We start from the raw sequence: 8142 nt of genomic DNA, 5'->3' as shown, positions 1-8142 counted from the left end.
CCGTCCACGACGCGGACGGACGGCTCGTCCGCGGCGAGCGCGTCGAGGCCGGCGAGCAGGTCGTCGAGGCCGCTGCCGACCACGACCGAACGGTGGTCCATGGCGACACGCGTCGACACCAGCGAGTGCGCCACGTCCAGCGCACCCGCACCACCGTCACGCACGGACGCCGCCAGCCGCGCCGCCTGCTCCCGCACCGCCCCACGCGACTTCGCCGACACCACCCACGGCAACCACGCCGGGGCCTGGGCCGCTTCGGTGAGCACGCCGTCCGTCTCCGCGGCCGGGTCCTCGGCGCCGTCGGCGGGCTCGGGGTCCGGGGCCTGCTCCAGCACCAGGTGGGCGTTGGTGCCGCTGACGCCGAAGGAGGACACGGCGGCACGGCGTGGCCGGCCGGTCTCCGGCCAGTCCGTGTGCTCGGTGAGCAGGTCGACGGCGCCGTCGGCCCAGTCGGCGTGCGGGGTGGGCGCGTCGATGTGGAGGCTCTTGGGCAGCGTGCCGTGCCGCATGGCCTGCACCATCTTGATGACGCCGCCGACACCGGAGGCGGCCTGGGTGTGGCCGATGTTCGACTTCAGCGAGCCGAGCAGCAGCGGCCGGTCGGCGGGCCGGTCCTGGCCGTAGGTGGCCAGCAGCGCCTGCGCCTCGATCGGGTCGCCCAGGGTCGTGCCGGTGCCGTGCGCCTCGACCACGTCGACCTCGGCGGCGGACAGTCCGGCGTCGATGAGGGCCTGGCGGATCAGGCGCTGCTGCGAGGGCCCGTTGGGGGCGGTGAGGCCGTTGGAGGCGCCGTCCTGGTTGACAGCGGAGCCGCGGACGACGGCGAGGACGGGGTGGCCGTTGCGGCGGGCGTCGGAGAGCCGCTCCAGCAGGACCATGCCGACGCCCTCGGACCAGGCGGTGCCGTCGGCAGCGGCGGCGAACGCCTTGCAGCGGCCGTCCGCGGCCAGGCCGCGCTGGCGGGCGAACTCGGTGAACATCTTCGGCGTCGACATGACGGTGGCACCGCCGGCCAGGGCGAGGGAGCACTCCCCCTGGCGCAGGGAACGCACGGCCAGGTGGAGGGCGACCAGGGAGGAGGAACAGGCGGTGTCGACGGTGACGGCGGGGCCCTCGAAGCCGTACGTGTAGGACAGGCGGCCGGAGGCGACGGCGACCGTGTTGCCGGTCAGGAGGTGTCCGGCGACCTCCTCCTGACGGCCGCGCGCGGCGCTGTCGTAGTCGCCGTGCCCGGTGCCGACGAAGACGCCGGTGGGGCTGCCGGTGAGGGAGTCCGGGAGGATCCCGGCGCGTTCCAGGGCCTCCCAGGAGGTCTCCAGGAGCAGGCGCTGCTGCGGGTCCATGGCGAGGGCCTCGCGCGGGGAGATCCCGAAGAACGCCGGGTCGAACTCGCCAGCCTCGTGCAGGAAGCCGCCCTCGCGGGTGTAGGTGGTGCCGTGGTGGGCGGGGTCGGGGTGGAACAGCCGGTCGAGGTCCCAGCCGCGGTTGGCGGGGAACGCGGAGATCGCGTCCACGCCGTCCCGGGCCAGCTCCCACAGTTCCTCGGGCGAGCGGGCGCCGCCGGGGTAGCGGCAGGCCATGGCGACGACGGCGACGGGCTCGCGGTCGCGGTTCTCGGCCTCGCTGAGCTGCTGCCGGGCCTCCTGGAGGTCGGCGATCGCCCGCTTGAGGTACGCGCGGAGCTTGTCCTCGTTCGACATCAGGTGCCCACCTCTCACTCGGATTCCGGAAAACGCGGAGAGCGGCGATCCCCGGATCCACGCCCCGTCCCTGTCGGAAGAACCGGCGGTGCGCGGGGAGCGCCGGCCGGTGGTCTTCCGGTCCGGGTCGCAGGCCGACCCGGTCCGGTGGTCAGTCTGGCCGTCCCGGACTGCGGGTTTCCCTAAAGCCTCGGGGAAAGGCGGGGCCGGGCGACGTGGTGGGTGCCACGTGCGCCCGGCCCGGGGAGGGGAATTGGTGAATTCCCTGGTGCTGGATCGGTTATCGGGCGGCCGCCCGGTCGGTCATCTCCGCACTGCCGCCCGGTCGGTCATCGGGCGGCGGCCGTCGGCGTCTCCAGTTCGGTCAGCCACTCCTGGATGAGGGCGGCGGCCTTGGCGGAGTCCTCGCGGATCACGGAGAGGTGGTCGGCGTCGACGGGCCGTACGGTGGCCGACGGCACCAGCGGTTCGTGCAGGGTGTCGGTGTCCGGTGCGGGGACGCCCTCGATGAGGGCGCGGGTGCACTTGATCTCGAGTACGGGCGCGGTGGTGGGGTGCACGTCGAGGGCGTTGAGCAGGACCATCCAGCGGCCCATCGCGGACAGCCGGGAGTTGGTGAGGCGTACGGGCGAGTCGTCGACGGCGGTGAAGTTGAACCGCATCATGCCCGAGAAGTCCACGCCCTCGTCGTTCTTGTGCTGGATGCTCAGGGTGTCGAGCAACACCACGGCGGCGGGGCGGATGCCCCACGTGGTCTCCAGGACGCCGGCGGCGGCGTAGGCGAGGGAGCCGCCCGAGGAGTGGCCGACGAGGACGAAGGGCCGGCCGTCGGCGGCCTGCAGGGCGCTCTCGGCGATCACCCGGGCGGCGGCCTCGGGTCCGGCGGGCAGGGCCTCACCGGTGGCGAAGCCGACCAGCGGCAGTGCGGCCACGTCGCGGCTGCCCCGGAAGTGCGCGGAGAGCTGGGCGTACTGGTGGACGCCGCCGTTGGCGGTGGGCGCGCTGACGCAGACCAGTCGCGAGGCGGCCGGGCCCTCGGCGAGCGTCACCGGCCAGGGCAGGTCCTCCAGTTCGGCGGTCGCCTCGAAGGTGGGCCGCAGGGCGGCGACGGTGGCCAGCATGCGCTGCGCCTCCCGGGTCTTGCCCTGGGCGAGGCCGTCGAGGAACAGCCGCTCCATCGAGTCGTTCTCGACCGGGCCGCCCGGCACGCCGCCGCCCCGGGGGACGGAACCGCCGCCCTGGGCGCCCAGTTCGGTGAGCAGCCAGGTGGTGAGGCCGTTCGGGGAGCCGCTGTCGTAGACGATGCTGGCGGGCAGCTGCAGGCCGGTGGCCTCGCTGAGCCTGCGGCGCAGTTCGATGCTGATGAGGGAGTCGAAGCCGAGTTCCAGGAAGTCGCGTTCGGGGTCGACCTCGGAGGTGTCGGGGTGGCCGAGGAGCGCCGCGACGCAGGTGACGACCAGATCGTGCAGGGCTTGTTCCTGTTCGGCGGCGCCGAGGGTGGTCAGCCGGTCGCGGAAGGAGGCCGGGTCGGCGGCGCGGACCGGCACCGTGGAGACGGTCGCGGCCGGGCGGGCCGTGCGTGCGGCGGGTGCGGTGGGCCGGTCGGCGGCGCCGGGCCCGAGCAGCCGGGCGGCGGACGACGGGCGCAGGGCCAGCGCCTCGACCGACAGGACGGGCCGGCCGGCGGGGTCGACGGCGGCGATGGACACGGTGTCCTCCCCGGCCTTGGCCAGGCGCACGCGCAGCCGGGCGGCGCCGGAGGCGTGCAGGGACACCCCGGACCAGGAGAACGGCAGCAGGCCCTGGTCGGCGTCCTTCAGTTCCACGAACTCCACGGCGTGCAGTGCGGCGGTGAGCAGGGCCGGATGCAGGGCGAACAGTTCGGCGTCGTCCGCGCGGCCGGGCAGCTCCAGTTCGGCGAAGACCTCCTCGCCGCGGGCCCAGGCGGCGCGCAGGCCCTGGAAGAGGGGACCGTACTCGGTGCGCTCGTAGAAGCCGGTCAGGTCGAGGGGTTCGGCGCCCTGCGGCGGCCACTGGGCGGCGTCGAACTCGACCTGCCGCTCGTCGGGGACGAGGACACCGGTGGCGTGCTGGGTCCACGGCTCATCGGGGGCGTCGGCGGACCGGGAGTGGATGCCGAGTCCCCGGCCGCCGGACTCGTCGGGGGCACCGACGCGCACCTGGACGGCGACGGCGCCGCGGGCGTCGAGCACGAGCGGGGTGGTGAGGGTGAGTTCCTGCACCCGGCCACAGCCCACCTGGTCACCGGCGCGCACGGCCAGTTCGAGGAAGCCGGTCGCCGGGAAGAGGACCATGCCGCCCATGGTGTGGTCGGTGAGCCAGGGGTGGGTGCGCAGGGACACCCGCCCGGTGAGCAGCACTCCGCCGGTGCCGGCCAGTGACACCGCCGCGCCGAGCAGGGGGTGTTCGGCGGGGGTGAGTCCGGCGCCGGCCACGTCCCCGGCGAAGGCGAGGGGCCGCGGCCAGTAGGCGCGGTGCTGCCAGGGGTAGGTGGGGACGTCGGTGCGGCGGGCGCCGGTTCCCTCGAAGAAGGCGGTCCAGTCGACGCGGACGCCCGCGACGTGCAGTTCGGCCAGCCCGGTGAGCAGTGCGGTCTGTTCGTCACGCCGGGCGCGCAGGGCGGGCGCCGCCACGGCGTCCGCCTCGTCCCCGAGGGTCTGCCGGGTCAGGGCGGTGAGGACGGCGCCGGGTCCCAGTTCCAGGAAGGCGTCCGCTCCCCCGTCGGCCAGGGCGCGTACGCCGTCGGCGTAGCAGACGGTGCCGCGGACGTGGCGCACCCAGTACTCCGCCGAACACAGCAGCTCCGGGCCGGCGATCTCACCGGTCACGTTGGACACGACGGGGATGCGCGGTTCGGCGTAGGTCAGCTTCTCGGCGACCTCGCGGAAGGCGTCGAGCATCGGGTCCATCAGCGGTGAGTGGAAGGCATGGCTGACGGACAGGCGCTGCGTCTTGCGGCCCCGCGCGGCGAACTCCTCCGCCAGAGACACGACTTCGGGCTCAGCGCCCGAGATCACCACCGCGTCCGGACCGTTCACCGCCGCCAGGGCGATGTCCTCGGTCAAGTGCGGGGTGATCTCCTCCTCGGTCGCCTGGACGGCGATCATGGCGCCGCCCGCCGGGAGTTCCTGCATCAGCCGGGCACGCGCCGCGACCAGCGTGCACGCGTCCTCCAGGGACAGCACCCCGGCGACGTGCGCGGCCGAGATCTCACCCACGGAGTGACCGGCCACGAACTCCGGCCGCACGCCCCACGACTCGACCAGCCGGTACAGGGCGACCTCGACGGCGAACAGCGCGGGCTGGGTGTAGCCGGTGGTGTGGAGCAGTTCCGCCTCGGGCGTGCCCTCCTCCGCAAACAGCACCTCGCGCAGCGGACGCTCCAACTCCGCGTCCATCCGCGCCAGTACGGCGTCCAGTGCCTCGGCGAAGACGGGCAAGGCGGCGTACAACTCACGCCCCATGCCGGCCCGCTGCGAACCCTGGCCCGAGAACAGGACGGCGAGCGAGCGCTGTGCCGCGCGACCGCGCGCGACCTCGACGGGCCGCTCGCCCTCCGCGCCCGCGAGGAGGACCGCCCGGTGCTCGAACACCGACCGCCCCGATGCCAGGGAGAAGCCCACGTCCAGCGCGGTGGCGTCGGTCAGCGCCGACACGCCTGCGAGCTGCGCCTCCAGGGCGCCCTTCGTCTTGCCGGCGACCGGCCACGGCACGACCGTCGGGTGGGCCGTCGGTGCGGTGGTCTGCTCCGGCTCCTCCGGTTCGGGGGCCTGCTCGACGACGAGGTGGGCGTTGGTGCCGCTGATGCCGAAGGAGGACACGGCGGCGCGGCGTGGCCGGCCGGTCTCCGGCCAGGGGGTGCGCTCGGTGAGGAGGCGGACGTTGCCCGCGGTCCAGTCGACGTGGGTGGAGGGCGCGTCGACGTGGAGGGTCTTGGGCAGCACGCCGTGGCGGATGGCCAGGACGGTCTTGATGACGCCGGCGACTCCGGCGGCGGCCTGGGAGTGGCCGATGTTGGACTTCACCGAGCCGAGCAGCAGCGGCCGGTCGGCGGGCCGGTCCTGGCCGTAGGTGGCCAGCAGCGCCTGTGCCTCGATGGGGTCGCCGAGGGGCGTGCCGGTGCCGTGGGCCTCGACGGCGTCCACGTCGGCGGGTGAGAGTCCGGCGCCGGCCAGGGCCTGCCGGATGACGCGCTGCTGCGAGGGCCCGTTGGGCGCGGTGAGCCCGTTGGAGGCGCCGTCCTGGTTGACGGCGGAGCCGCGGACCACGGCGAGCACCTCGTGCCCGTTGCGGCGGGCGTCGGACAGGCGCTCCAGGACCAGGACGCCGGCGCCCTCGGACCAGCCGGTGCCGTCCGCGGAGTCGGCGAAGGCCTTGCAGCGGCCGCTGGTGGAGATGCCGCCCTGGCGGGTGAAGCCGGAGAAGCCCATGGGGGTGGACATGACGGTGACGCCGCCCGCGAGGGCGAGGCCGCACTCCCCCTGGCGCAGGGACTGGGCGGCCAGGTGGACGGCGACCAGGGAGGAGGAGCAGGCGGTGTCCACGGTGACCGCCGGGCCGGCGAGGTCGAAGGCGTAGGCGACGCGGCCGGAGACGACGCTGGCGGTGAGGCCGGTGGTGGCGTGGCCCTCGGCGTCCTCACGGGAGTTCATCACGACGCCGACGTAGTCGACGCCGGCGGTGCCGACGAACACGCCGGTGCGGGAGCCGCGCAGGGACACCGGGTCGAGGCCGGCGCGTTCCACGGCTTCCCAGGTGGTCTCAAGGAGCAGGCGCTGCTGCGGGTCCATGGCGACGGCCTCGCGCGGCGAGATGCCGAAGAACCCGGCGTCGAAGGCGGCGGCGTCGACGAAGCCGCCCTCGGCGGCGGCGCTGCTGCCCGCTCCCTCACCGCCCAGGGCGTCGAGGTCCCAGCCCCGGTCGGTGGGGAACGGGGTGATGCCGTCGCGGCCCTCGTCCAGCAGCCGCCAGAAGTCCTCCGGGGAGGCGACCTCGCCGGGCAGCCGGCAGGCCATGCCCACGATGGCGATCGGCTCGTGCCGGCTCGCCTCGGCCTCCTCCAGCCGCCGACGGGTCTTGTGCAGGTCGGCCGTGACCCACTTCAGGTAGTCGACGAGCTTTTTGTCATCGGGCATGACGGGAAAACCTTCCTGTGGTGAATCGGCTCGTCTCAGTGGTCGCCCATGCGGCCGAGCTCGTTGTCGATGAAGGCGAACACCTCGTCGGCGCTGGCCGATTCGAAGGCGTCGTCCACGGGGGTGCCGGTCGACTCCGGCGCGCTGCCGCGCACCTTGTCCAGTAGCTGGCCGAGCCGGAGGGCGAGTCCCGCGCGGGTGATCTCGTCGTGCTCGCCCGCCGCGAAGAGCGCTTCCAGGCGGTCGAGTTCGGCGAGCAGCGAGGGGCCCTGGGGGCCCTCGTCGCCGGGGGCCAGTTCGGAGACGAAGTGTTCGGCGAGTGCCGTGGGGGTCGGGTAGTCGAAGACCAGGGTGGCCGGCAGGCGCAGCCCGGTCGCCGTGGAGAGGTGGTTGCGCAGTTCCAGGGCGGTCAGCGAGTCGAAGCCGAGTTCCCGGAACTCCTGGGTCACGTCGACGGCCTTCGGCGTGGCGTGGCCCAGGACCCGGGCGGCCTGCTCGCGGACCAGGTCGGTGACGTACCGGACGCGTTCGTCGGCGCGGAGTTCGCCGAGCTTGGCGCCGAGGGCGGCGGCCGCTCCGGCCGCGTCGGTGGCGGCGGCGGTGCGGCGGCTGCTCCTGACCATGCCGCGGAAGAGCGGCGGCAGGTCCTCGGGGGCGGCGCCGCGCATGGCGCCGGGGGCGAGGCCGACCAGGACCAGGAACGACTCGTCGGAGCCGCGTGCGATGTCGAAGAGGCCGAAGCCCTGGTCGACGGAGAGCGGCGGGAGGCCTCCGGACTGCATGCGGCGCATGTCGGTGTCGGAGAGGGTGCTGGTCATGCCACCGTCGTGGGACCAGGGGCCCCAGGCGAGCGAGGTGCCGGCCAGGCCCTGGGAGCGGCGGTGCGCGGTCAGGGCGTCGAGGAAGGAGTTGGCCGCGGCGTAGTTGCCCTGGCCGGGGCTGCCCATGACACCGGCGATGGACGAGAACGGCAGGAACGCCGCCAGGTCCAGGTCGCGGGTGAGTTCGTGCAGGTGCCAGGCCGCGTCGACCTTGGGCCGCAGGACGGTGGCGAGCCGTTCCGGGGTGAGCGAGGCGACGACGCCGTCGTCGAGGACGCCGGCCGTGTGCACGACCGCGGTGAGCGGGTGGGCGGCGGGGACGCGGGCGAGGAGGGCGGCGGTGGCGTCGCGGTCGGCGGTGTCGCAGGCGGCGACGGTCACCTCGGCGCCCAGCTCGCGCAGTTCGGCGGCGAGTTCGGCGGCGCCGGGCGCGTCCGGGCCGCGCCTGCTGGTCAGCAGCAGGTG

Annotated in this window: 3 protein-coding genes; all 3 read right to left on the bottom strand. The window is 74.4% G+C overall.

What is annotated here, in order from left to right; all coding sequences use genetic code 11:
* On the bottom strand, window positions 1–1700 hold a 1700-nt coding region (locus tag AB0A94_RS38280), incomplete at its 3' end, for a beta-ketoacyl synthase N-terminal-like domain-containing protein (protein ID WP_361751616.1).
* Between the two features lie 329 nt (window positions 1701–2029).
* The gene (locus AB0A94_RS38275; RefSeq protein WP_361751614.1) at window positions 2030–6856 is read right to left on the bottom strand and encodes a beta-ketoacyl synthase N-terminal-like domain-containing protein; all 4827 of its coding nucleotides are present in this window, start codon (window positions 6854–6856) and stop codon (window positions 2030–2032) included.
* Window positions 6857–6891: 35 nt separating this feature from the next.
* Window positions 6892–8142 (bottom strand): SDR family NAD(P)-dependent oxidoreductase (locus tag AB0A94_RS38270; RefSeq protein ID WP_361751612.1); only part of this gene is annotated, 1251 nt, incomplete at its 5' end.

It is taken from the genome of Streptomyces sp. NPDC044984, from assembly GCF_040646935.1.
Taxonomy (GTDB): Bacteria; Actinomycetota; Actinomycetes; order Streptomycetales; family Streptomycetaceae; genus Streptomyces.
This window is presented reverse-complemented; position numbering and strand designations above follow the sequence as displayed.